The sequence below is a fragment of the Sphingomonas sp. PvP055 genome (assembly GCF_040546365.1).
Taxonomy (GTDB): Bacteria; Pseudomonadota; Alphaproteobacteria; order Sphingomonadales; family Sphingomonadaceae; genus Sphingomonas; species Sphingomonas echinoides_A.
In genome coordinates this window covers 1,018,452-1,042,008 of record NZ_JBEPNS010000001.1, presented here as the reverse complement: position 1 = coordinate 1,042,008, position 23,557 = coordinate 1,018,452, and the positions used below count along the sequence as shown (strand labels likewise).

Sequence of the window (23,557 nt, the reverse complement as noted above, 5' to 3'; positions counted from 1 at the left end):
CCCAACCCCTCCCCTGAAGGGGAGGGGCTTTTTTCTTGCGCGCATCACGCCGGTTCCTCCCCGGCACGATGCTGCGTGTCGATCCGCTCCACCAGCCCGTCCTTGAAATGCACGATCGTCCGCGCGAACGCCGCCATGTCGGGCTCGTGCGTCACCATGATCACCGTAATCCCGCTGTCGCGGTTGAGCCCTGCCAGCAATTCCATGATCTCGACCGAACGCTCCGAATCGAGGTTCCCCGTCGGCTCGTCCGCAAGCAGCACCGCCGGACTGGTGACGATCGCTCGCGCGATCGCGACGCGCTGCTGCTGCCCGCCCGAAAGTTCGGCGGGCGTATGGTCCCACCAGTTCGCGAGGCCCACCTTGTCGAGCGCCGCCATCGCCGCCGCCCGCCGCGCGCCCTTGGCGTCGCCGCGATACAGCAGCGGCAGTTCGACATTCTCGAGCGCGGTCGTCCGCGCGAGCAAGTTGAACCCCTGGAACACGAAGCCAAGATACTTGCGCCTGAGCAACGCGCGCTGGTCGCGATCGAGCGTCTCGACATGGACGCCCTTGAACGCGAACGTCCCCCCCGTGGGGACGTCGAGACAGCCGAGGATGTTCATCGTGGTCGATTTGCCCGATCCGCTCGCGCCCATCACCGCGACGAAGTCGCCCTGCGCGATGTCCAGGTCGATCCCCTTGAGCGCGAGGAACGCAGTCGCGCCGTCTCCGTAGCGCTTGGTGACGTCGCGGAGCGAAATGATCGGCGCGACCGCAGCCGCTTCCGACACCGCCGGGGAGGCGGAATTACTGGCCACCGCCCTGCCCGCCCGATCGCCGCCGTTGCCCGCTCGCCCCGCCGGTCGCATCCTTCGCGAGCTGTCCGGTTATCACCTTGTCGCCGGGCTTGAGCGCACCGCCAAGGACTTCGGTCATCGATCCATTGCTTTCGCCGGTGGTGATGTCGACCGGCTTTGGCGTCCCGTCTGCGGCAAGCACATAGACCGTCTGCGCACCCCCGCGCTTGACCGTCTCGCCCTTGCCGCTGCCCGCGCCGCCACGGCGGCGTGGACGGGGAACCAGCGCCCCCGCAATCCCGCTGCCGCCGCTCGAAGCCCCGGTATCGGTGGGCTTGAACCGCAAGGCGGCGTTGGGAACGAGCAGGACGTTGGGCTTGGCGGTCGTCACGATATCGGCGGTCGCGGTCATGCCCGGGCGCAACTGCAGCCCGGCATTCGCGACCGAAAGCGTCGCGCTGTACGAAACGACCTGCCCCGCGGTGGAGGTGGTGGTCGTCGTGCTGCCCGACGCACTGGTCGACGCGCTGAGGTTCGACCCGAGATCGACGCGCGTGATATCCGCCGGGAAGGTCTTGCCCGGGAAGGCATCGACCGTGAAGGTCGCGCTTTGCCCTTCCTTGACCGACCCCACGTCCGCCTCGTCGATCGCGACCGCAAGCTTCATTCGGCTGAGGTCCTCGGCGATCACGAACAGCGTCGGCGTGCTAAACGAAGCCGCGACGGTCTGCCCCGGTTCGATCTGCCGTGCGAGCACGACGCCGTTGACCGGCGAGCGGATCACCGTCTTAATCAACTGCGTCGCGTTGGACGAGAGCGTCGCGCGCGCCGACACCACGTTCGCCTGCGCGGCGCGGACGTTGGCGATCCCGCGATCCCGGTCGGCGCGTGCCTGGTCGAGCTCGGTCTTGGCGGGCACGCGTCCCCCCGACAGGCGGCTGACTTCCTCAAACCGCGACAGCGTGGCATTCGCCTGCGCCAGCGTCGCCTGATTCTGCGCGACCGTGGCGACCGCCGCGTCGAGCGCGGCCTGGCTTTGGTTGACGGTATCCTGGAACCGCGACGGATCGACCAGCGCGAGCGGCTGGTTCTTGGTCACCCGGTCGTTGACGTCGACCACCACCTTGGTGACGAGCCCCGACAGTTCCGACCCGACCTGCACTTGATTGGTCGGCGCGAGCTTCCCCGTCGCCGACACGCTGACCGACAGCGCGCCGCGTTCGACCGCGGCGGTCGCGTACTCGGGCTTGGCGTCGCCGGCAAAGCAGCTCTTGAGCGCCAGCAGCAGCAGGATCACGCCGAGCGCGACGAGGACCCATTTGCCCCAACGCTTCCACGCGGGAACGGGCTTGGTGCCGAGGAAGGCATCCAGATCGGGGCTGGGTGCGGTCGGGGGCGTGGTGGCCATTTAGCGTTCCTGCCGGACGATGGGGTTGGACGCGGGGGGTGCGATCAGCGCGGTCGGATCGGCGCGGCTGTCCCACCCGCCGCCGAGCGCGAGGAACAGTTGCACCAACGCGGTTGCGCGGTCGGATTGTGCCTGGCTCAATCCGTTGCGGGCGTTGAGCAGCGCGGTTTCGGTCGTGTTGAGCGTGACGAAATCGGTCAGCCCAGCGCGATACTGGCTACGCGACAGGATCGCGCTGGTGTTCGCCGCATCGAGCGCAATCGTGAACTGTTCGGCACGGCGCTTGGCCGAATCGAGCGCGACGACCGCATTCTCGACGTCCTCCAGCCCTTGCAGCACGGTCGACTTGTACGCCGAAAACGCCCCGTCCGCCGCGGCTTCGCTGCTCCGCACTTGCGAACGAAGCCGCCCACCGTTGAAGATCGCCTGCGTCAGCCCGGCAAACACTTGCCCTGCAATCGTCTGGAACAGGTTGCCGATCTTGGAGGCGTCGGTCGACAGGCTCCCGCTGATCGCGAACGCGGGATAAAGCTGCGCCTTCGCCACGCCGATCTGCGCGGTGGTCGCGGCAAGCTGGCGTTCGGCGGCGCGGACGTCGGGGCGCTGGCGCAATGTGTCGAGCGGTACCCCAACCGCGACGCTGTCCGGGCCGGTCGGAATCGATCGCGTTGCCGCCAGCTCGGCCTTGAGCGCGCCCGGGGCCTGCCCGGTCAGCACACCAATCCGCGAAACCGCCGCGTTGTAATTCTGCTCGATCGTCGGGATCGTCGCGGCGGTCGTCGCGCGCTGCGAGCGTGCCTGTTCGGCGTCGAGCGAGGACACCAGCCCGGCCTGAACCCGGAAACCCGCGATCTCGAGATTGTCGTCCTGCACGCGCAGCGACGCGCGCGCATTGGCGAGTTGTGCCTGATACAGCCGCGCCAACATGTAGTTGCGCGCCGCCTCCGCCTCGGTCGAGAGCAACACCGTCGCCAGATCATAGCCCGACGTCTCATATTGCGCGCGGCTCGCTTCGACCGTCCGCCGGACCTCGCCGAACAGGCCGACCTGATATTGCACGTCGAGCCCGAGCGACAGCGTATCGCCCGATCCGCGCCCGGTGATGACCGTCGCCCCGCCGGGCAAGGTGGTCGTCCCGCCGACGATGCTTTGCGAGCGCGTATAGCCCGACGAGCCGTTCACCGTCGGCAGCAATTGCGCGCGCGACTGGACCAGCGCCTCGCGCGCCTGCCGCAACCGCGCGACCGCTTGCGCGATATCGAGATTGTTGGCGCGCGCGCGCTCGACCACGCTGGTGAGCAGCGGGTCGTCGAACCGAGTCCACCACGCGGTCAGGTCGCCGCTGGCCTGCGCCGGAAGCGGGACCGAATAGGTATCGGGCACGCCCAGCGCGGTCGGGGTCGCCGGATGGTAATCCGGACCGACCGTACACGCCGCGATCGGCACCGTCAGCGAGAGCAACAGGAGGGATCGAAGCCGCATACGTCCTGTGTGACTAACACACCGGTCGCGGTCCATCGATTAATTGTCGCAATGTGTCGCGGCGGAGCCCGTTTCTGTCATTCCATTTCGAGAATGACCGCGTCGACCGCCAGACTGTCGCCGGTCTTGGCGTTGACCGTCTTGACCGTCCCGGCCTTTTCGGCGCGCAGGATGTTCTCCATCTTCATCGCCTCGACCACCGCGAGCGGCTGCCCCGCCTCGACCTTGTCGCCCACGCCGACGTCGAGCCGCATCAGCAGGCCCGGCATCGGGCACAGCAGGAACTTGGACAGGTCTGGCGGGATCTTGTCGATCAGGTGCTGCGCATAGGGCGCGACATGCGCGGGCAAGACGCGCGCCTCGTGGCTCGCGCCGCGCGTGGTCAGGCGGAAGCCGCCGCGCGTGCGGACGATCTTCACGCTCAGGTCGGTGTCCTCGATCTCGGCGTGCACCATCCGGTCGCCCGGGGTGTATTGCAGCGCGATATCCAGCTCTTCGCCGTCCACGGTGACGCCGTCGGTCGAAATGTCGACGACATGCGTGGCCTCGCCGATCTTGACCGACCATTGCGCGGGCGGGCGCAGCCGCTTGCCGAGCTGGCCGTCGATGCGGCGCGCCCGATCCGCCTCGGCGGTCGCGGCGAAGGCAGCGATCGCGGACAAGTCGCGGATGAGCTCGGGCGATGCAGGCGCGCCGTGGAAGCCGTCGGGATATTCCTCGGCGATGAACCCGGTGGTGATATTGCCCGACCGGAAGCGCGGGTGCTGCATCAGCGCGGATAGGAAGTCGATGTTGTTGCCGGGGCCGGTGATCTCGAACGCATCGAGCGCGGCGATCTGCTCGTCGATCGCTTCCTCGCGCGTCGGCGCCCAGGTGATGAGCTTGGCGATCATCGGGTCGTAGAAAATGCTGACCTCGCCGCCTTCGCGCACGCCATCGTCGACACGCACGTAGGGCTCTCCTTCTCCTTCTTGCCCCTCCCCTTCAGGGGAGGGGTAGGGGGTGGGGGCGGTCTCACCGAGCCCGACGTCGGTGGAGTCCGCTGCACGGCCCCACCCCAACCCCTCCCCTGAAGGGGAGGGGCTAAAGGTCGAATAAGGCGTGCCCACACTCTCCGGCGGCTGATACCGCACCAATCGCCCAGTGCTCGGCAAGAACCCGCGATACGGATCCTCCGCATAAACCCGGTTCTCGATCGCCCACCCCTTGAGCGTCACATCGTCCTGTGAAAACGGCAGCGCCTCACCCGCCGCCACCCGGATCATCAGCTCGACCAGATCCAGCCCTGTTACCGCCTCGGTCACCGGATGCTCGACCTGCAGCCGCGTATTCATCTCAAGGAAGTAGAACCCCTCCCCCGTCGTATCCGCGCCCGAGACGATCAGCTCGACCGTCCCCGCCGAATAATAGCCAACCGCCCGCGCGAGTGCGACCGCCTGCTCGCCCATCGCCTTCCGCATCTTGGGCGTCACGAACGGCGACGGCGCTTCCTCGACCACCTTCTGGTGCCGCCGCTGGATCGAACATTCGCGCTCGCCGAGATAGACGATGTTGCCGTGCTGATCGCCCATCACCTGGATCTCGATATGGCGCGGCGATTCGATGAACTTCTCGATGAACACGCGGTCATCGCCGAACGACGCCAGCCCCTCGCGTTTGGTCGCCTCGAAGCCCTCGCGAACATCCTGTTCGGCATAAGCAAGCCGCATCCCCTTGCCGCCGCCGCCCGCGCTGGCCTTCATCATCACCGGATAGCCGATGTCGGTGGCGATCTTCACCGCTTCCTCGGTGTCGGCGATCTCACCGAGGAAACCGGGGACGACGTTGACGCCGGCCGCCTTGGCGAGCTTCTTGGACTCGATCTTGTCGCCCATCGCCGCGATCGCCTTGGGCGGCGGCCCGACGAACGCGATCCCGGCATCGGCGCAAGCGCGCGCAAAGCTCTCGCGCTCGGACAGGAAGCCGTAGCCGGGATGGATGCAGTCCGCGCCGGTTTCCTTGGCCGCAAGCAGAATCAGGTCGGCGAGCAGATAGCTCTCGCCCGCCGGCGGCGGCCCAAGACGCACGCTTTCATCCGCCATCAGCACATGCGGGCTGCGCGCGTCCGCGTCGGAATAGACCGCGACCGTGGCGATCCCCATCTTCTTTGCGGTCCGCATCACGCGGCAGGCAATTTCGCCGCGGTTCGCAACCAGGATTTTCTTGAACATCGCTCGCCCTAAACTGTGCCGTCTCCCCGACCGGATGCCGGGTGCGGACTGATCGTTATTGGTACCAGATCATCGATTTGAGCTGCGCAGTGCGCGCCCGCGTCAGGCTGGTCCGACAGGCCGCCATCGTCATGCCCTGCGCCGACCCGCCCGCATATTGCCCGCCCTCGATCACGCACTGCGTGTCGCGAAACTTGAGCCACGCGCGCTGGCTCTCGAGCAGCGCGCCCGCATAACCGAACCCGCCGCCGCGCGACGTGTCCTGCGCGTCGCGGCGCTTCATATAGGCGTAGGTCCGCTTCCACTGCGCGGTCATGGCCGCATCGGCCTGCGCATAGCTCGACCCGGCGGTGCGGTTCATTGCCGCCTGGGTCTGGACCGGCGCGGCCGTGGCCATCAGCAACGCGATCAACAGCATGTCTTTTCCTTCCGCATCGGTTCTTCCCCAACCATCGGGACGAGCCCGAGCTTGGCCAGCAACGCGGCGTCCTTGTCGTCGCCGGCATTGCCCGTGGTGAGCAGCTTGTCGCCGGTGAAGATCGAGTTCGCGCCCGCCATGAAGCACAGCGCCTGCGTCGCATCGGACATGCTCTCGCGCCCAGCGGACAAGCGCACCATGCTCAGCGGCATCGTGATCCGCGCGACCGCGACGGTGCGGACGAACTCGATCTCGTCGATCGCGGCGAGCGGCGTGTCGGCGAGCATGTTGCCGAGCACCGTGCCCTTGACCGGCACCAGCGCATTGACCGGCACGCTCTCCGGGTGGCGCGGCAAAGTGGCGAGCGCATGAATGAAGCCGACGCGGTCGCCGCGCGTCTCGCCCATCCCGACGATCCCGCCGCAGCACACGTTGATCCCCGCCTCGCGCACATGATCGAGCGTATCGAGCCGGTCCTGGAAGGTGCGCGTGGTGATGACCTCGGCGTATTTCTCGGGGCTCGTGTCGATGTTGTGGTTGTAATAATCGAGCCCTGCGTCGGCGAGCTGCTCCGCCTGGCTCGGCGTCAGCATGCCGAGCGTCATGCAGGTTTCCATCCCCATCTGGCGGACGCCCTGCACCATCTCGATGATCGCGGGCATGTCCTTGTCCTTGGGGTTGCGCCACGCCGCGCCCATGCAGAACCGCTGCGACCCCGCGTCGCGCGCCTGCGCGGCGGATTGCAGGACGGCACGAACGTCCATCAGCTTGCTGGCTTTCAGCTCGGTGTCGGCGCTGGCGGACTGGTTGCAGTACCCGCAATCCTCGGGGCAGCCGCCGGTCTTGATCGACAAGAGCGTGCAAAGCTGCACCTGCCCCGCGGCATGATGCGCGCGGTGGGTGGTCTGCGCGCGGAACATCAGTTCGTCGAAGGGAAGATCGAACAACGCGGCGATTTCCTGGCGCGTCCAGTCGTTCCTGGTCCGCCCCTCCCCTTCAGGGGAGGGGATGGGGGTGGGGGAAGTCTCACCGAGCCCGACATCGGTTGAGTCCGCTGCACGGCCCCACCCCAACCCCTCCCCCAAGGGGGAGGGGCTTTGAACGGCGGTCAGTCCATCAGTCATTCCACATTTCCCTCAACCGGGGGCATATTATGCCCCAGCAATCGCAACACTTCGCCCGCCGCCTCGACCAGATTGGTCCCGGGCCCGAAAATCCCCTGCACGCCCGCATCGCGCAGCACCTGATAATCCTGCGCGGGGATCACTCCGCCCGCGATCACCTTGATGTCGCCGCGCCCCGCCTCGCGCAAATGCCCGATCAGCTCGGGGATCAGCGTCTTGTGCCCCGCCGCAAGCGACGACGCGCCCACCACGTCGACATCGCGCGCGATCGCGAGCGCGGCGGCCTCGGCGGGCGTCTGGAACAACGGCCCCGGCACCACCTCGAACCCGAGATCGCCGAACGCCGACGACACGAGGTTCGCGCCGCGGTCATGCCCGTCCTGCCCCATCTTCGCGACGAGCATCCGCGGGCGACGGCCATTGCGCGTCTCGAGCGAGACGACGCCTTCCTTCAGCCCCTGCCACGCCGCGTCGAACTCATGCGCGCCGCCGTAAATGCCCGAAACCGGCGTCGGCACGGTATCGTAGCGCCCGAACACATCCTCCATCGCGGAGGAAATCTCGCCAAGCGTCGCCCGCTGCCGCGCACATTCGACCGCAAGCGCGAGAAGGTTCGACTCCATTCCTCCCCCGGCGGGGGAGGTGGCAGCCGAAGGCTGACGGAGGGGTTCCGCCACAGACGCTGCGCCCGGATCGACCCCTCCACCGTTCGCTGAATGCTTACGGTCCCCCTCCCCCGCCATGGCGGGGGAGGATTTGCGCGCACCCTCGCGCAACGCGTTCAGCGCCGCCTGGCACTTCGCCTCGTCACGCCCTGCCTTGGACTTCGCGATCCGCGCGATCTGCGCCTCGCGCACCGCGACGTTATCTACGTCGAGAATGTCGATCGGGTCCTGCTCGGACAATTTGTACTTGTTGACGCCGACGATGACGTCCTCGCCCTTGTCGACCCGCGCGGCACGACCGGCAGACGCTTCCTCGATCATCGCCTTGGGCCATCCCGCCGCGACCGCCTGCGCCATCCCGCCCTCGGCCTCGACGCGCTGGATGATCTCCCACGCCTTCTCAACGAGTTCCTCGGTCAGGCTCTCGATATAATAGCTGCCGCCCAGGGGATCGACGACCTTGGTCATCCCCGTCTCTTCCTGCAGCACGATCTGCGTGTTGCGCGCGATCCGTGCGGAGAAGTCGGTCGGCAGCGCGATCGCCTCGTCGAGTGCATTGGTGTGGAGGCTCTGCGTCCCCCCCAGCATCGCCGCCATCGCCTCGACCGTGGTGCGGATCACGTTGTTATACGGGTCCTGCTCGGTCAGCGACACGCCGCTCGTCTGGCAATGCGTCCGCAGCATCTTGGAACGCTCGTCCTTCGCGCCGAGATCGGTCATCACCCGGTGCCACAGCTTGCGCGCCGCACGCAGCTTGGCGATCTCCATGAAGAAGTTCATGCCGATCGCGAAGAAGAAGCTCAGCCGCCCGGCGAACGCATCGAGGTCGAGCCCGGACGCCATCGCCGCCTTGGCGTACTCGCGCCCGTCCGCGATCGTGAACGCCAGCTCCTGAAGCTGCGTCGCGCCCGCTTCCTGCATGTGATAGCCGGAGATCGAGATAGAGTTGAACTTCGGCATGTGCGCCGACGTGTAGCCGATGATGTCCGAGATGATCCGCATCGAAGGCGCGGGCGGGTAGATATACGTGTTGCGGACCATGAACTCCTTGAGGATGTCGTTCTGGATGGTCCCGTCGAGCAAATGCTGCGGCACGCCCTGTTCTTCGCCCGCGACGATGAAGAAGGCGAGGATCGGGATCACTGCGCCGTTCATCGTCATGCTGACCGACATCTTGTCGAGCGGAATCCCGTCGAACAGGATCTTCATGTCGTCGATCGTATCGATCGCGACGCCGGCCTTGCCGACATCGCCGGTCACGCGCGGATGGTCGCTGTCATAGCCACGATGCGTCGCAAGATCGAACGCGACCGACAGCCCCTTCTGCCCGGCGGCGAGGTTGCGGCGGTAGAAAGCGTTCGACGCCTCGGCGGTCGAAAACCCGGCGTACTGCCGGATCGTCCACGGCCGCCCCGCATACATCGACGCGCGCACGCCGCGCGTGAACGGCGCGAAGCCGGGGAGACCGGGGTCGATCTCCGCCACGTCCGCCGCGGTGTACAGCGGCTTGACGTCGATCCCTTCGGGCGTGTGCCAGGTCAGGTCCCTGCCCTTGACCTCCTTCGCCGCCGCCGCCGCCCAGGCATCGAGCGTCGGGCGCTTGCTCGGCTCGGGAAGATCGCGCGGGGCCGGCGTGCTGCCGGCATCCTCACCCGAATTGGTTTCAATCTCTACCATCAGGTTCCTGTGAACTGTGGCTTTCGTTTCTGCAAGAAGGCCATGCCGCCTTCCATCGAATCGGCGGTCCCGCGGACATGCCGCTGGTTTTCGGCCTCCCGCAGCATCGCCGTGGCGTAGTCGGCCTCGTAAGCATGGCGGATCTGGCGCCGGATCAGCCCCATCGCGACGGTCGGCCCGGCGGCGAGCCGTTCCGCCAATGCGACCGCTTCGGCATCGAGCACGTCGTCGGCCACAACCTTGTGGATCATCCCCCAGTCGAGCGCCTTGGCGGCCGGAACGCGTTCGCCGAGCAGCATCATCTCGGTCGCGCGCGCGCGGCCGATCAGCCGCGGGAGCATCCACGACGCGCCACCATCCGGCACGAGCCCGATGTTGACGAAAGCCTGAAGGAAATAGGCAGTCTCGCTCGCGACGCAGAAATCGGCGGCGAGCGCGAGGCTGCACCCGATCCCCGCGGCAGGCCCGCGCACCGCGCTGACGACGGGAACGGACAGGTCGGCGATCGCGGCGATCGTCGGGTTATAGGCTTCGGTCAGTGCCTTGAAGGTCGCGTTGCCGGGGTCCTCGCTCCCGAGTGCCCCACCGCCGACATCCGCACCCGAACAAAACCCCCGCCCCGCCGCCGCAATCAGCACCGCCCGTGCGCCGTCCAGCGTGGTCAGCGCGGCGCGGAGGTCCGCGAACATCTGCGGCGGGGCGGCGTTGAGCCGGTCGGGGCGGTTGAGCATCACGATCAACACATCGCCGCGCCGCTCGGTCTGGATCATCGGGTCGGGCATCGGTTTGTCCTTGGAAACGTTGGCCGCGTGGTAGCGTAAGGCGGGGCTTTGTTCACCCCAATCCATTGGTTGAAGAGAACGGGATCGCCGCCTCCTTCCGTCATCCCGCGAAGACGAGAGGTTTGCAAAACCGTCCGTCATCCTGAACGCGTTTCAGGATCCAGCCCTCCACGAGTCCGGACTGAGCCCGTTGCGCGGTGGATGCTGAAACAAGTTCAGCATGACGGCAGCTTGTGGGGCAAGGGGTCACGATCAAACCTTCGATTGCCTTGCAAAGGTCTCCCCTTCGCCGGGGGGCAGGGCGGACGACACGCACCCCTCACCCCGCCGCCGCCAGCGCGGCGAGCAACAGCAACGCCACGATATTCGTAATCTTGATCATCGGATTCACCGCCGGCCCCGCCGTATCCTTATACGGATCCCCCACCGTATCCCCCGTCACCGCCGCCTTATGCGCCTCGGACCCCTTGCCGCCGTAATTCCCATCCTCGATGAACTTCTTGGCATTGTCCCACGCGCCGCCGCCCGACGTCATCGAAATCGCAACGAACAGCCCCGACACGATCACCCCGAGCAACATCGCGCCCAGCGCCGCGAACCCCTCGGCCTGCCCCGCGACGAAGGTGACCACGAAATACACCAGGATCGGCGACAACACCGGGAGCAGCGACGGGACGATCATCTCGCGGATCGCCGCACGCGTCACGAGATCGACCGTCCGCGCATAATTCGGCCGGCTGGTGCCGAGCATGATCCCCGGATTGTCGCGGAACTGCGCGCGGACCTCCTCGACGACAGCGCCCGCCGCGCGCCCGACCGCGGTCATCCCCATCGCGCCGAACAGATAGGGCAGCAACGCGCCGAGCAGCAGCCCGACGATGACGTAAGGGTTGGACAAAGCAAAATTGACCGTAAGCGTCGGGAAATCACGCGCCAGATCCGACGTATAGGCATTGAACAGCACCAGCGCTGCTAGCGCCGCCGACCCGATCGCATACCCCTTGGTCACCGCCTTGGTGGTGTTGCCGACCGCGTCCAATGCATCGGTGCGATGCCGCACGTCATCGGGCAGCCCCGCCATCTCGGCGATCCCGCCCGCATTGTCGGTCACCGGTCCATACGCATCGAGCGCAACCACCATCCCTGCCTGCGCCAACATTGCAGTCGCGGCAAAAGCAATCCCGATCACCCCCGCCAGTTGATACGCCGCGATCACCGCGACGACGATCACCAGCGTCGGTAGCGCGGTCGATTCGAGGCTGATCGCGAGCCCCTGGATCACGTTGGTGCCATGCCCCGTCTCGGACGCCTTGGCGATCGAGCGGACCGGGCGGAAATTGGTGCCGGTATAATATTCGGTGATCCACACCAGCAGGCCGGTCACCGCCAGCCCGATCATCATGCACCAGAACAATTGCATGCCGGTAAAGCTCGTCGCCGCCATCCCCGCGATCGCTTCGGGGGTGGCGGCGTCAAGGAAGGCGTTGCCGCCGATCCGCGCATCCATGTCCCCAAGTGTGTAGCGCGTGACGATATAAATCGCCGGGATCGACAGGCCCACGCTCAGCCAGAACCCCTTGTAGAGCGCCCCCATGATCGTGCCCGACCCAAGCCGCACCGCATAGGTGCCAAGGATCGAGGTCAAAATGCACACCCCGCCGACGATCAGCGGCAGCGTCATCACACTCAGCAAATGATCCGCATTCTTGAGCGCGAGCGCGACCGAGATCATCGTCACGCCGATCGTGACGACATAGGTCTCGAACAGATCCGCCGCCATCCCCGCGCAATCGCCGACATTGTCGCCGACGTTATCGGCGATCGTCGCGGGATTGCGCGGGTCGTCCTCGGGAATTCCCGCCTCGACCTTGCCGACCAGATCCGCGCCGACATCTGCCGCCTTGGTGAAGATGCCGCCGCCCAGCCGCGCGAAGATCGAAATGAGCGATGCGCCGAACGCCAGCGCGGTCAGCGCCTTGACCACCACCGGCGCGCCCGCGTCGGCACCGTTCGGCCCCGCGAGATACAGGAACGTCCCCGAGATCGACAGCAACCCGAGCCCCGCAACGAGCAACCCCGTCACCGCGCCCGAGCGGAACGCCATCGTCAGCCCGCCCTGGAGCGAGGTCCGCGCCGCCTCCGCGGTCCGCACGTTCGCGCGGACTGAGATGTTCATCCCGACATACCCCGCCACGCCCGACAGCACCGCGCCCAATGCAAAGCTCAGCGCGGAGACGGGCGTCCGCATCCCGTCGAGGAACACCCACACCAACAGCAGGACGATGACACCGACCACCGCGATCGTGCGATATTGCCGCCCGAGATAGGCCTTCGCCCCCTCCTGGATCGCGGCGGCGATATCCTGCATCTTTTCGTTGCCCGCGGGCGCTCGGAGGACCTGCTGGCTGGTGATCGCGCCGTAAGCGACGGCGATCAGGCCACAGATGATGGCGGCATAGACGATCGTCATGCGTTTCCTTTCCCTGAGGGTTGGCAAGGATCGCGACTGCGGTCTCGTCCCCGCTCTTGGGGGTCATCCTACAGGTGGAGGACGGGTTGGCAAGCGCGCGCGGCTTGGGCTTACCGGTTGTGCTGAAACCCAAGATTGCCGGGGATCGGAACGGCTTCGGTTTCATCGACGAGCATCAGGCCATTGCCGGCGGCGAACAGGCCTACGCATGTCGCCGCACAAGGGACAGCGACGCCGGGGGCGGCTGCGAACAACAGCTGGTAATCGTCCCCCGCCGTCGCTGCTGCGAGCCTGGCGGCGCGGTCATCCCCGGCGAAGGTGCGATAGGCGTCGGAGAGCGGGACTTTGGCAAGATCGACCATGACGGCAAGGCCACTTGCCGCGCCCATCCGTTGCGCGTCGATCAGCAAACCGTCGGAAACGTCCATCATCGCGGTGACGACGCCGGCCAGAGCACGACCTTCGACGAGACGTGGCTGCGGGCGGCGATAAGCGGCGAGCAGCGCGGCGGGACCGACCGTCCCCTGCGCCACGCTGAGTCCGGCCCCGGCGTCCCCGATCGTACCGGTCACGTACAGCATGTCCCCAGCGCGCGCGCCGGTCCGGATCGGTGCGGCGCTGGCCTGGCCAATCGCGGTCAGCGTGATGACTCGGGGGGCGTGCGCCGGCAGCGATACGGTATCGCCGCCAAGCAGCGGGGCGGCGAGCATCGTCAGGGCGTGCGCAAAGCCTTCGAGGAAAGCGGCGTCCCAATGTCCCGCTTCCTCCGGCGAAGACGGTACCGCCCGCAGCGGATAGTTGAGCATTACCCCCAGCGGCACCGCCCCCTTGGCGGCGAGATCGGACAAGTTGGTCGCGACCAGCTTCCACGCCACGTCCCCCGCCGGATCGTCGGGAAGGTAATGCACCCCCTCCACCAGCGTATCGGTGGTGAGCACCAGATCCCCCAGCCGCGCCGCATCGTCGCGCAGATCGAGCGCGCCCGGATGGAGCGGCAGGCGCCGCAGGGCGACGAGGAATTCGGCTTCGGTCATGCGCTGGGGTCTAGCGGGAGTGGCAGCACCACAGGTACGAATTTTTCGGGGTAGCCGCGCCACGGCGCGCAACTAGGGTCTTCGCCATGACCATGACGGCAAGAGACGGAATCGGCACGCTCACCGAAAAGGAGAAGCAGACCCTTCGCCTGATCGTCCGTGGGCACGATGCCAAATCCACCGCGCGCAGCCTCAACCTCTCGGTCCACACGATCAACGAACGCCTCCGCGACGCGCGCCGCAAGATGGCGGTGTCGAGCAGCCGCGAGGCCGCGCGCATCCTGTTCGAAGCCGAGGGCGAGCGAAGCGCGCCGCCCACCCCCGAATTGTCCGGGGACACGCAAATCGGGGAAGACGCGCCCTCCTCCGCGCCGGATCAGGACGAGGCGCCCGGCAAGGGCGTCGGGCCGGCCGCTCGCCGCCCCGCAATGCTGATCGGAGTCCTCGTCATGACGCTTGCCCTCGCGCTCCTTGCGCTCCTCGCAATGCCGCACAGTGCGCCCCCCGTGCCGCCCCCGGCAGATAGCGCCAAGGCGCCCAATGCAGCGGTGGTCGACACCGCCCGGAATTGGCTGGCGCTGCTCGACCAGTCCCGCTGGGACGACAGCTATCGCCTGACCGGCAAGGCATTCCGCAAGGCCAACTCGGTCCAAGTCTGGACGGCGGCATCGAACAAAGCACGCGTGCCGTTGGGAGGAATGGTTTCGCGTGTGCTGGAGAGCCAGCAATATTTACCGGCGCCGCCGGAAGGCTATCAGGTGGTCAAATTTCGCACTGCCTTCGCGAACAAGGCGGAGGCGGTCGAGACGGTCACGCTCGAACAGGAAGACGGCGCCTGGCGCATCGTCGCAGTGACCATCGACTAGCGATCGCTGGCAGATCGGGCGCGAGGGCTCACTCCTCGCGTTTCGCTCCGTCGAGCAGCCGTGCCTGCCGCTCGGCGTCCGCTGTCGTGGCATCGCGCTCCGCCTTGGTCCGCCCGAACGCAGCGCGGTTGACGGCGGCCCCTTCCGCCGCCGCATCGCGCGCGCGGGCCTTGCGCGCGCGGCGGAGGTTGATGACCTCCGCCATGCTCAGCCGCGCACGTCCTTGGCGATCGCGTCGAGCAGCCCGTTGACGAACCCCGACTCTCGCTTGTCGAAGAACGCGTGCGCGACGTCGACATATTCGGTGATGACCGCGCCGGTCGGCACATCTGCACGCGCCAGCAATTCATACGTCCCCGCGCGCAGGATCGCACGCATCGCCTTGTCGAGCCGCGCGAGGTTCCACCCCGCCGCCAGCTTGCCCGCAATCGCGGTGTCGATCTCGGACAGGCGCGCGGTCGTGCCCTTCACCACGTCGTCGAAGAAATCGACTTCGGGCTCGGCATATTCGGCATCCTCGATCGTCGCGCCGAGGCGGTGATTGTGGAATTCATGGAGCAGCACCGGGATCGCGGTGGCTTCCATGTCATGCTGGTACAGCGCCTGGACGGCGGCAAGGCGAGCGGCGGCGCGCGCCTTGGAGCGCGGGGCGGTGCGGGGAGTGGAATGGGAAGACATTGCGCGGCCCTTAAGCGAAAAAGCCGCGGACGGGAACCGTGGGTTTTGCGCGGCGGGCCAAGCGCCCAAAACCCCCCGCATCGGCGGCGGCGTCAGCGCAGGATCTGCATCAGCGTCGGCAAATCCAGGATGGGCGTGAATTGCAACCCGACGTCGCCGTCGCGCGCCCAGCGGATGAAACCCCGGCGCGGCGCGATATGATCGAAGATCAGGCTGGCGGGCGTATCGCAGCGAAGCCCCTCGACACCCCGCAGCCGCGCGCCACCCGCGCTCAGATCGACCAGCTCGACCGCGACCGTCGCCCCCGCGACCCGCAGGTGCGCCAGTCGATCGGTCGCAAAGCGCGGCGCGCGCGCGCAATAGCCCTGCCGCGTCCCGCGATCCGACACCGTGGCGAGATCCTGCGGCGTATCGAACGCCAGCCCGACCAGATGCTCCCGGTTCCACACGACGCGCGCGCCGCACGGGCCGAGCCCACGCATCTCGAACGCAAGCCGTTGCCCGATCGGCGGCACCGTCAGCGTCTCGATCTTGGCGCCGCCGACCGACAAGTCGCGGACGAAGCAGAACATCTCGCAATCGTTGAGGATCAGCTTGCCGGTCGCAAGGACACGCCGGTAGCGCTGGTCCTCGCGGCGTTCGGCGACAATGCCCATTTTCGCGATCGGTGGCATGTAGGTCATTGGATCTTCACCCTGTATCGGATCTGGAAGGAACCGTTGGTTGCGAAAGTGGTGACCGGCTTGACCCGGATCGCGCGGACCCGCGCGTCATAGCCGTCGGCGTCTGGGCTCGGGACGTAGCTCCAGCTCGTCCCGTCGGAGAAGTCGATGCAGTCGGTCGTGCTGGCATAGGAGGTGAAGCCGCAGCTCAGCCCGCTGCCCCCCAGCCCGAGCCCCAGCAGACTGCCGTCGAGAAACTCGACCGGCCCCTTCCCCGCAGCGGCAATATCCGCGACGCGCAGCACCACGCGCGTCGGCAAGACGTCGTCGATGGTGATGTTGCGCACCGGGGTCAGCAGGTTGCCCGACGGGTTGCTGAACAATACGCGATAATCGACCGTCGCGCCGGGAAGCGCCTTGGGCGCGACGGTGCTGATCTGGTCCGAGACGACCGCCGCGGTCTTGGTCACGGTCAGCGGATCCGCGCGTGCCGCAGCGGGCAAGATGGCAACACCCAGCGCCGCGAGACCGGCCATCATCCGCCGCATCACTTCGCCCCCCCGAAGATCGTGCGACCCGCGCGCCCGAGCGACCATTGGTCGAACTTGAGGCGGGCGGTGACATAGGCGCCCGAGCGGGTGTAGCGATCCGCCTCGAAATCGCGGTCGCGATAGCCGGTGATGTTGTAGCCGACCGAAACCCACACGTTCTTGGCAGGCGACACGCCCGCGGACGGCCCGCCGCTGAACGCGACGCTGCCGCGATCCCAGGCGTGCTGAACCGAACCCTGCACCCCGATGTCGAAGCGGCGGCCCAGGTCGCGGCGCAGATCGAACCCGATCACGTCGATATAGCCGGTGTAATCGTCCTCGCCGAACGCGCCCCGCACCCATTTCGCGCCATAATAGACCGTTGCCTCGAACCCGTGGCCCGCGCCTTCCGGCCCGGTGCGATAGTTGACCGCGACGTTGTTGATCAGCCGCAGCGTCGACTGGAAGCCGCCGCCGAAGGCGGGCACGCCGATCACGTTGGTGCCGGTGATCCCGGCATCGGCATGTTCGTTGCGGACCTGCAGCCGCTCGAGCAGCGACCAGCGGCTGTCCTGCGGGCGCAGCGCGAGCGCGAGGTCGGCGGTGCCGAAGGCGGCGCGCGCGCCGCGCGTGTCGGTCAGGTCCGAATAGCGCACGCTCGCCGCCAGCGTCCGGCCCTGGCCGAGCGAGCGCAGCGCGTCGGTGTTGATCGTCCAGCGGTTGCTCTGGTCGGACCGGCGATATTCGACGCGCCCGTTCCACGACCAGCGTTCGGCACGATAGCCCGCGCCGAGCGTCGCCGCGACATAGTCGCCGTCATTGCCGTACTGCCCCGCGATCGGCGTGTTGGCGGTGCTCGCGAAGGCGTTGACCAGCGCGCCGGTCGGCACCCGCCCGCGCAGCGTGCTGTTGGCGTCGAGCGTCAAGTCCAAGGTCCAGCGCTTGCCGAGCTTGATCGACTGGTTGAGGCCATATTGCGCATAGGTCCGCTGGCCGTTCTCGCCGCCGGTCGACGCGGTGTTGCCGACCGGCAGCTCCGCCTGGCTCGCGGCCTGCTGGTTGAGCGTGCTCATCAGTTTGGCGCCCGACCACGGCGCGACGTCGAACCCGACGCGCGCGGTGTTGGCGGTGAAATCGCGCCCTTGCGAAATCTCGTAGCCGGCGAGCAGGCGGATCCCCTCACGCACCCGCAACGCGGCGGTGAGTTGCTGGCGCAAGGGGAAGTCGACGCTCTCCTTGTCGCCACCCGGCGCGATCTGCGCCTGCGCGCCGATCACCAGCTTGCCGCCGAACAGGTCCTGCGTCCCGCCGAGCGTCAGCAGTCGCGAATGCCGCGCTTGGCCATCGATCCCGCGGTCGTCGGCATAGGTCCCGCCGACGAACAGCGTCCCGTGCGTCCGGCGATATTCGAGCCGGGTCTCGGCGGCGGTGCGCGTGCCGGGGGTGTCGAGCTGCGTCGCGTTCCACGCGGTCAGCGTCAGCGCGAGCTTGTCGGCAAGCGCGACGCGCCCGTCGATGCCGAACTTGCGCGTCCCCGCCTCGACCACGTTCTGCTGGCCGAGCCCGAAGCTCCGGTCCTGGCTGCGGCCATAGACGAGCACGTCGGCGCGCCGGACGTGGACCTCGCCCTCGGCCAGCCACGCCCGCCCGGATCCGATGCCCAGCCGCCCGCCGGTCGCGATCTCGCCGCGGATTTCGGTGTTGGCGGTCGGCTTGGCCTTGAGGTCGATCCCGGCGACGGTCGCGTTGCCCGCGCTCTCGTCGCGCAGCAGGCTCGCGCCGATCTGCGCGCGGCCCTTCGCCAGCCGGATCGCGGTGCGTCCGCCCGCCGCGAGCTGTCGCGTGCGGCCTTCGGTTTCGTAATCGACGACGATGAACACCGGGTTGTTCGCGCCGTCGCGCCCCAGCACGGGCTCGCGGAAGCGGATCGTCCCCGCGCTCGCGTCGATGTCGTAATCGATGTGGCGAGTCAGTGACTTGGCCGATAGCACCAGCTCGGGCCGGATCCGGTCGCGCGTCTCGATCCGCAGCTTGTCGCTGTTGGGGACGATGTCGCGGCCTGACAGGCGATACGGGCCGGACAGGCCGTTCCCCTGGATCTCGTCGCGCGCATACAGCTGGTCGGTGTTCGCCGCGAACGCGCTGAACAGGATGCGATTGCCCTGATATTCGGCCTTCACGCCATTGAGCGTGCGGCTGTAGCGCGTCAGCTGCGTGTCGGTCAGCCCGGTCTCGAAATCGCCGAGCATGGCGTACAGGTTGCGGCGTTCGAGCCGCAGGTACAGCTTGCGCTGGGTCGCTGCGTCATAGCCCTGCTGCGAGCCGTCGCCATAGACGGTGTAATAACGATCCGGGTCGATCGTGCCGAGCAGCCCACGGCTGCGGTCGATCTTGCGATCGCTGTCATAGGCGATCGTCGCAAGCCACGACCCCTTGATCCGGCCCTTGGCGTAGAAGGCGAGCTGCCCGTCGGTGACGACCCCGCCGCGCATCCCGCGTGGGAGCATGCGGCTGTGCGCCTTGAGCGTATCGTAGCCGAGCGTGCCCGCGCCGAAGCCGACCACCATCCAGTCGCGCGCCACGCCTGACAGCCAAGCGCGGATGTCGCTGGTGTGGACCTGCTCCTTCTCCGCCAGCGCGACCGAGACGTGCACCGCACCCGCCTGCGTCGTCGGTTCCAGCGCGATGAACGCGAGGCCGTCGTCGCCGGTGACGCGCGCGGTCGCGGCGGCGCGGCCACGGCTTTCGAGCGGGCGCTGCTGCGCCAGGTCGGCGTCGAGCGCGGCGGTGTAGGGCTGGTCGACGGCGAACGGGACGACGGTCCCGTCGCGGACCGGGCGGCCGTCGCGATCGGTCACCCGCACCGCGATCAGTGGCCGAGTCAGGCCGTCCGCGACGAGCCGGCTTTGCGCAGCGGCATAGGTCGCCCGGACGGCGGCGGTCGACGAATGCACCGTGCGTTCCAGCGTGGTGACGAGCTGCCCCGAGTCGTCGAGCACGCGCGCGACGATCCGGTTGTCGCCGTCCTTGAGCCCGAGCCCCGACCAGCGCGACACCGCGAAGGTCTTGTCCGGGCTGGTGTCGGTGGTGTCGAAATTGAGCACGTCGGCCAGCGTGCCGTTGACGCTCAGCGCCACCCGCTGCCCGGGAAGATGCTTGATCGCGACCCGCGTCACCGGCGCGCGTGGGTTGGTGTCGGCGGTCGGGAACAGGATCTCGGTCCCCGCCGCTTGCCCGGTCAGCCAGTCGCGGTCGCCCGCCGCCACGCTGTCGCTCGCCACCGTGATCGGCAGGGCATTGGCGGCAGCGGCCTTGACGCCGGTCGGGCGGAGCTGGAAGTCGACGCGCTTGAGCAGCCCGCCCTCGGCCTCGACGAAGCGCGAGATCGCGCTGCCCGCGGTGCGCGTGTCGCTGTCGCAGGCGACGGGCTCGTGCGAGGCGGGGAGGCTGTTGGTGTCGAGCTGGACGACATGTCGGCCCGGGCGGATGCCCTCGACGTGATAATAGCCGCCCTTGTCGGTAACGACGAAGGTCCCGTCCTCGAGCACCAGCCGGATTCCCCGAATACCGACGCGCCCGCTGTCGGGATCGCCGCAGCCGCCTTCGGTCACGCGACCAATCAGCGTGAAGCCGCTGGTGAACAGCAATGGCGTGATCCGCACCGATGCCGCCGCCTCGTTGCTGGTCGCGCCCGCGCTGCCCGCCGCAAGGACGCGGTTGAGCGCCTCGCCGGTCGGCGCGCCCGGCGCGATCGACACGACGTAACGAATGTCGACGCGCTGCCCGACCGGGATCGGCGGGACCGCGAAATCGAGCGTGCGCCCGTCCGCACCGGGCACGGCCTCGCTCGCGCCACGCGTCGATCCGCGCTCATAGCGCAGGCCGGCGGGCAGGATGTCGGTCAGATGAACGTTGCGCGCGGTGTCGGTGCCCCGGTTGGTCACGCTCACCAGATATTGCACGAAATCCCCCGGCGACGCCTCGCGCACCGATGCGGTCTTGGCGAGCAACAGCGCGCTCGGCCCGGCGCGATCGAGCGGAATGTCCGAATAGAACGGGTTGGGGGTGTCGATCTTGAAGCGTTTGCCGAAGGACGCGTCGTTCAGGATGAACGGCAGCCCCTTGGGGTCGCGCAAGGCGGTGAGGTCGGTCAGCGACCGCGTGGTCGGCGCCGTATAGACCCCGGGCGGGACGATCCGCAGGTGATAGACGCCGGGCGCGACAAGCGGGAAACGGTAATTCCCCTGCGGGAAATCGTAGAGACGACCGCTCGCATCGGTCGCCTGCGCACCGCTGATGACGGTCGCCGGGTAGCGGCTGACGCCATCGTCGCCGAACACCATCGCGAGCTGGTCGTTGTCGTCGAGCAGCGACACCGTCGCGCCGTCGATCAGCGCGCCGGTGGCCGAATCGAACACATAGCCCGCCGGATCGACCAGCACCGACGCGCTCGACGCGAGGCTGAAGTCGTCTTCGGTGAACGACAGCGTGAAATTGACGCCGCGACCGCGGGTCACGTCGCATGGCGCGAGTTCGGGCGAGCCGCCGCCGCTTTCGGGAACACCACCCGCGAACACACCGGTGTCGACGTCCGTTTCGAGCAGGTCGATTTCGCCCGTCGTGGTCGACGTGGTCACGGTGATGTGCGAGGTTTCGCGCACCTTGGGGTCGCGATTGCCGCCGACATTGTCGAGCACCAGGATGAGCGGTGACGTGATGTCGATCGCGGCCACCTTCGGCGCCGCGGCCAGCGTCGCGACGTCGATCGGCGCGGGCGTGAATTTTCGCGGTGACGTTTCGCACTTCAGCCCGGTCAACTGATACCCGATGGGCAACAGGCGGAAACTGAGCGTCGTCGGACGCTTGATGCGCGTCACGTCGAGCGCGACCGTATTCGAGGAAATCGTTTGTCGGCCGCTCGAGGCGTCGAAGCCGAGCGTCGCCGTATTGGCAATGCGCGTCACATCGGCCGCTGTCCCGGGGACGGCGGCGGCAAGCCCTGCAAGGGCGCCAAGGTGCGCGATATGCCTGAATCTGGACATGGCGGGGCGTTCCCCGGCGCGCGGGTTTCGCGCGCCGGAGGGACACTTCTCCTGTAGTATTGAGCGCGAAGGCGGCTAGTTGATCGTCACCTTGAACGCGACCGCGACCGTACCGCCGCCGCCGACGTTCCCGACGATCGCGTTGACGTTGCGGTTGGTGCTGTTGAACGAGGCGGTGACGCCGTCGGTCTCGGTCGCATCGTCCGCATCATCATCCTCGGTCGACCCGAGCGACACGCAGGTGCCGCCCGGCGTACCGATCGTGATCGATCCCGGAACATAAGTGGTATTGGCGGGGACGATGTCGTTGAGCTGGACGCCGTTGGCCGACGCCGTCAGCGTGGCGTTGCGGACGAACAGGCAATATTGCACCAGCGCCCCCGGCAGCGCCTTGGGGTTGAGCGAACTGACCCCGTCCGACAGCACCAGCGCGGACTTGGTCACCGTCAGCGCGACGTTGCGCGTCCCGATTTCATACGAGGCATAGGCGCGTCCCTCGCCGTTGCGCGGAAGATCGACGCCGATCCCGTCATTGTCGTCGTCGGCGAAGACGATGTCCACGGTGGCGTCGCTGTTGAGCAAGGTCGGCACCAGCAGGTCGCCGCGGGTGTTCGACAGGCCACCGGCCGCCGCGATCACCTGCAGGTTGACGTTGGCCTGGCTGAGCGTTCCCGACCCCGGCACGTTGCCGACGATGAACACCGCGACAGACGCATCCGGCGCGAGCTCGTCGACATAGGTCTTGGTATCGACCCCGGCATCATACACGCCGTTGTTGTTCGAATCGACGAACACCCGCAGGCTGCTCATGTCGAAATCGTCGATCCCGGTGACCAGCCCGTCGGCGATCAGCGACTGACCCGGATCGAGGTAGAAATCCTGGATGCCGTTGGTCGTGTTGGTCACCTTGAACTTGGTGACGGCATCCACCTGCCCCAGGTTCACTTGCGTCTTTGTCCCACCCTGGTCCGCGATGACGGTGAAGTTGACCTTGCGATCGACCACGAAGGTGGCGGTGGTCGAGTTGGTCGTCTGCGCGGTGCCGTTGACGGTGTAGGTCACCGACGCGGTATTGCTGATGCTCGTGCCGGCCGTCGTATTCTGCGCCGCGGTCTGCGCGTGCGCGGTCCCGACGGTGGCGACCGCGGCCGACCCCGTCAGCAGCAAGGTTCGAACCCTGTTTCGAAACATGTTGTATACTCCCTGTTACACGGTGTTTTTATTGGACGGTGGTGCGGATCATCGCAGGACGGCATCGAAGGCGAGTTGGCCCTGCGCGCCGGCCGTGATCGGACGCTCGAGCCGCCACCGGACATGGGTGACATCGTCGGGGGTCGCGGCGCGCGTCGTGCCGTTGGCGGCGGCGACGCGCAGGCTGGCAAGCGGCCCAAAGGTCTTGCCGTCGACCGAAAGATCGGGCGCGGCGGAAGTGGCGGCGGGCGCGCGATAGGCGATGCCCTTGGGAACCGGGTTGTCGAGCACGACATTCCCGATCGGCTGCGCGCCGGTATTGCGGTACGCGAGCACGAAGGTGACGCGGTCGCCCGGAACGATCCGACGCGCCGGCACCAGCGCGACCCGCACCGTGCCGTCCGCCGCGCGAGTCTTCTGTTCGGTCAGCACCTTGGCTTCGACCTGCAACGGGCCTGCCGCGAGCGCGGGGGCAGCGCACAGCAGCGCCGCGAGCGGTATCGCGATCGGCGCGATCGTACGGATTGGGTTGGGCATCG

18 protein-coding genes are annotated in these 23,557 nt (G+C 67.5%); 1 reads left to right on the top strand and 17 read right to left on the bottom strand.

Features of this window, described 5'->3' with window-relative positions:
• Nucleotides 1–44: 44 nt before the first annotated feature.
• The 10 genes from ABIC16_RS05160 to thiL form a co-directional block, all read right to left on the bottom strand.
• Complete coding sequence (locus ABIC16_RS05160) at nucleotides 45–851, bottom strand: ABC transporter ATP-binding protein (protein WP_354290287.1); 807 nt, start codon at nucleotides 849–851, stop codon at nucleotides 45–47.
• The gene (locus ABIC16_RS05155; RefSeq protein ID WP_354290286.1) at nucleotides 790–2,187 is read right to left on the bottom strand and encodes an efflux RND transporter periplasmic adaptor subunit; all 1,398 of its coding nucleotides are present in this window, start codon (nucleotides 2,185–2,187) and stop codon (nucleotides 790–792) included. Before ABIC16_RS05155 ends, ABIC16_RS05160 begins: the two co-directional genes overlap by 62 nt.
• Complete coding sequence (locus tag ABIC16_RS05150) at nucleotides 2,188–3,669, bottom strand: efflux transporter outer membrane subunit (RefSeq protein WP_277970085.1); 1,482 nt, start codon at nucleotides 3,667–3,669, stop codon at nucleotides 2,188–2,190. It abuts the gene before it with no gap.
• Between the two features lie 77 nt (nucleotides 3,670–3,746).
• Entirely contained in the window at nucleotides 3,747–5,879 is a 2,133-nt protein-coding gene (locus ABIC16_RS05145) for an ATP-binding protein (protein ID WP_354290285.1), read from the bottom strand.
• A gap of 55 nt (nucleotides 5,880–5,934) precedes the next feature.
• A complete protein-coding gene (locus ABIC16_RS05140; protein WP_354290284.1) occupies nucleotides 5,935–6,297 on the bottom strand; it encodes a lysozyme inhibitor LprI family protein in 363 nt (120 codons plus the stop codon).
• Nucleotides 6,288–7,421 carry a biotin synthase BioB gene (gene bioB / locus ABIC16_RS05135; protein WP_354290283.1) on the bottom strand — a complete coding sequence of 378 codons (1,134 nt, stop codon included), beginning with the start codon at nucleotides 7,419–7,421 and terminating at the stop codon, nucleotides 6,288–6,290. Before bioB ends, ABIC16_RS05140 begins: the two co-directional genes overlap by 10 nt.
• A complete protein-coding gene (gene scpA, locus ABIC16_RS05130; RefSeq protein WP_354290282.1) occupies nucleotides 7,418–9,763 on the bottom strand; it encodes a methylmalonyl-CoA mutase in 2,346 nt (781 codons plus the stop codon). Before scpA ends, bioB begins: the two co-directional genes overlap by 4 nt.
• Nucleotides 9,763–10,545, bottom strand: coding sequence for an enoyl-CoA hydratase-related protein (locus ABIC16_RS05125; protein WP_354290281.1), 783 nt, complete (start codon nucleotides 10,543–10,545; stop codon nucleotides 9,763–9,765). Before ABIC16_RS05125 ends, scpA begins: the two co-directional genes overlap by 1 nt.
• Nucleotides 10,546–10,864: 319 nt before the next feature.
• Complete coding sequence (locus tag ABIC16_RS05120; RefSeq protein WP_354290280.1) at nucleotides 10,865–13,015, bottom strand: sodium-translocating pyrophosphatase; 2,151 nt, start codon at nucleotides 13,013–13,015, stop codon at nucleotides 10,865–10,867.
• Nucleotides 13,016–13,125: 110 nt separating this feature from the next.
• The gene (thiL, locus tag ABIC16_RS05115; protein WP_354290279.1) at nucleotides 13,126–14,049 is read right to left on the bottom strand and encodes a thiamine-phosphate kinase; all 924 of its coding nucleotides are present in this window, start codon (nucleotides 14,047–14,049) and stop codon (nucleotides 13,126–13,128) included.
• An 86-nt stretch (nucleotides 14,050–14,135) separates the two neighbouring features.
• Here thiL and ABIC16_RS05110 point away from each other — a divergent pair, with 86 nt between their 5' ends.
• Nucleotides 14,136–14,915 (top strand): helix-turn-helix domain-containing protein, encoded by a 780-nt coding sequence (locus tag ABIC16_RS05110; RefSeq protein ID WP_354290278.1) that lies wholly within the window; start codon nucleotides 14,136–14,138, stop codon nucleotides 14,913–14,915.
• Between the two features lie 28 nt (nucleotides 14,916–14,943).
• Here the strand turns inward: ABIC16_RS05110 and ABIC16_RS05105 are convergent, their stop codons facing one another.
• The 7 genes from ABIC16_RS05105 to ABIC16_RS05075 all read right to left on the bottom strand — a co-directional run bounded on the left by ABIC16_RS05105 (nucleotide 14,944) and on the right by ABIC16_RS05075 (nucleotide 23,555).
• Nucleotides 14,944–15,120 carry a DUF4169 family protein gene (locus tag ABIC16_RS05105; protein WP_354290277.1) on the bottom strand — a complete coding sequence of 59 codons (177 nt, stop codon included), beginning with the start codon at nucleotides 15,118–15,120 and terminating at the stop codon, nucleotides 14,944–14,946.
• A gap of 2 nt (nucleotides 15,121–15,122) precedes the next feature.
• Complete coding sequence (gene nusB / locus ABIC16_RS05100) at nucleotides 15,123–15,593, bottom strand: transcription antitermination factor NusB (protein ID WP_277970095.1); 471 nt, start codon at nucleotides 15,591–15,593, stop codon at nucleotides 15,123–15,125.
• A gap of 92 nt (nucleotides 15,594–15,685) precedes the next feature.
• Nucleotides 15,686–16,276 (bottom strand): PilZ domain-containing protein, encoded by a 591-nt coding sequence (locus tag ABIC16_RS05095; RefSeq protein WP_354290276.1) that lies wholly within the window; start codon nucleotides 16,274–16,276, stop codon nucleotides 15,686–15,688.
• On the bottom strand, nucleotides 16,273–16,794 hold the full coding sequence (locus ABIC16_RS05090) for a hypothetical protein (protein ID WP_354290275.1): 522 nt from the start codon (nucleotides 16,792–16,794) through the stop codon (nucleotides 16,273–16,275). Before ABIC16_RS05090 ends, ABIC16_RS05095 begins: the two co-directional genes overlap by 4 nt.
• 8 nt (nucleotides 16,795–16,802) lie before the next feature.
• A complete protein-coding gene (locus tag ABIC16_RS05085; protein WP_354290274.1) occupies nucleotides 16,803–21,827 on the bottom strand; it encodes a DUF11 domain-containing protein in 5,025 nt (1,674 codons plus the stop codon).
• A gap of 75 nt (nucleotides 21,828–21,902) precedes the next feature.
• Nucleotides 21,903–23,018, bottom strand: a complete 1,116-nt coding sequence (locus tag ABIC16_RS05080) for a hypothetical protein (RefSeq protein WP_354290273.1) — start codon at nucleotides 23,016–23,018, stop codon at nucleotides 21,903–21,905.
• A gap of 48 nt (nucleotides 23,019–23,066) precedes the next feature.
• On the bottom strand, nucleotides 23,067–23,555 hold the full coding sequence (locus ABIC16_RS05075; protein WP_354290272.1) for a hypothetical protein: 489 nt from the start codon (nucleotides 23,553–23,555) through the stop codon (nucleotides 23,067–23,069).
• Nucleotides 23,556–23,557: the final 2 nt, after the last annotated feature.